Origin of the sequence: Gracilibacillus massiliensis, assembly GCF_001458115.1 — a bacterium.
Classification (GTDB): Bacteria; Bacillota; Bacilli; order Bacillales; family Amphibacillaceae; genus Gracilibacillus; species Gracilibacillus massiliensis.
The window spans coordinates 1-1,987 of record NZ_CZRP01000005.1; the positions used below are offsets into that span (position 1 = coordinate 1).

General features: G+C 37.6%; 1 protein-coding gene. It reads right to left on the reverse strand.

What is annotated here, in order from left to right; genetic code table 11:
• Positions 1-213 precede the first annotated feature (213 nt).
• Positions 214-1,944 carry an IS1634 family transposase gene (locus tag BN3107_RS00100; RefSeq protein WP_058305618.1) on the reverse strand — a complete coding sequence of 577 codons (1,731 nt, stop codon included), beginning with the start codon at positions 1,942-1,944 and terminating at the stop codon, positions 214-216.
• Between the last annotated feature and the right edge of the window lie 43 nt (positions 1,945-1,987).

The window sequence follows — 1,987 nt, forward strand, 5'->3', positions numbered from 1 at the left end:
ACAAGCCGTAGCGATTGCTAAGCAGTGTTATTATCTCAAAAATAATACAACGCAAAAATTTACTGCCCAGTTTCATAATATTACGCAACTATATATATTTCATTGTTCATCTAGATTTTTACTATAGCCTGAGTTTTACAGTGGAATTAGACAAAAACACCCCTTCATCCCTTGGCGCACAAAGGAAGAAGGGGTATCTTATTTTTCAACTTTTCATCGTGAAATAGACCCTTTTTTCGTCTTCCCTAAAATTTTTTTAATTTCTCCTAATTTCCTATACCTTTTCGAGAAATCGATGTGAAATTTGGTTCCTAATTCTTCTAGAATGTCATCATAATAATCAAATAAATAATAATTCTGAGTGAGTTCCGTGAATTCCGCCTGACGTAAACTATCCAATAAATTGGCGACGCTATGCTTGCCGTCTGATTCTACCTGTAAAATACGCGCAAGCACAAGGGAGACAAAGCACGTAAGAAAATGGGCTTCAATGTGTTCTTTTCTGGATACGTAAACCGGTCGTGCTTCTAAGTCACTTTTGGTAATACGAAACGTTTCTTCAATTTGCCACAATCCCCGATACATATCAATAATCGCATCATCAGCTTCCCTGTATTCGCTTGTAATCAGCACATAGTACCCATCTAATGCTTCTTGTTCTTGTATTTTCTTCTCATTGAGGTGCAGTTGTTTCTTAGGTGTTAAGATTTCTCCTGTCGTTTTGTCGAACGCAATATCTTTAATATAGTTGCTTGCTCCAACGGATGTGGCTCTCTTATAAGCGCCAGGATTCTCCATTAATGCTTTCGCTTTTTGAATGACTTTCTCTCGTTCATATTTGGCTTTTTTGGCATATTTCGCACTCCAAAATACCACTTGTTTTTCATGTACTTGCTTTTTCATTTTGGATCCATTTTTCGCTGTTACCAGAATATCTCTTGGGTACAATCGGGACTTTCGCTTGTATTCCTTTCCAACCCATTGATAGTCTGCTTCGTTTTTGACATATTCTTTTAATTCTTTATTGGCACCACGTACCGACATACTGAATACATAGCCGTCTTTTGCTGATAAGGTAAACCAGATATTATCCCCCGTTGTCATTCCCTTGTCCGCCACAACTACGGCTCGTTTTATACCATAATCCAGTTTCAATTTTTTTAAGTTGGGACGATACGTCATACAATCATTGGTGTTGCCAGGGAATAGTTGATAAGTGATCGGTATTCCCTGGTTATCCATAAACAATCCCATCTGCACAATCGGATTCGGTCGATGCTCTTTCGACACTCCTTTACGCCGCATGTCTGTTTCATCGATCGTATCGGACTCAAAATAATAATTGGTCACATCATAAAAAACACGAGTGGTATCCCGTCCATATTGACTAGTCACTTGGTTATGTAGCCATTTCAACAAGTCATCCTTTTTTTCATGAAAGAAGGTGAGTGCGCGGTATACATCCGCCAATTCAAAAGTGTTTCGTTCAAAAAATAAAGAACGAGAGGCAAACGACTTCGCCTTGGAACCGGGATACAATAATCGCGTAAAAATTAATAATTTGAAAATAATATTAGGGTCAAAGGCAAAGGAGCGACGTCTGGCACGATTTTTCCAAAAGGTATCTAGCTGTAACTGATGATAAAGTTGGCTCAGGATCACGTGTCCAAAATTTTTGCGATAGTCCTTCTTCTTTTTTATCTTTTCGTTCGGAGAAAGTTCTAGTTGTATCGGTTCTTTTTGTGCTGCTTTCGCTTTCTTTAATTCCTCTACTCGTTTTTTAAAATGAGCAATCGGGTCGTCGTATTCTTTTTCTAATTCATCCAGATATCCCAAACTTTCTATGGTTACCTGACGCGCATATTTTTTCTCTTTATCATAATAAGAATCCACAATCGATAAATGGATACGGCCTTTTTTGTTTTTCGTTTTTTTCAGATACACGTTATCACCTGTTTCGTTACTCGTTTTTATACTTATTATATGA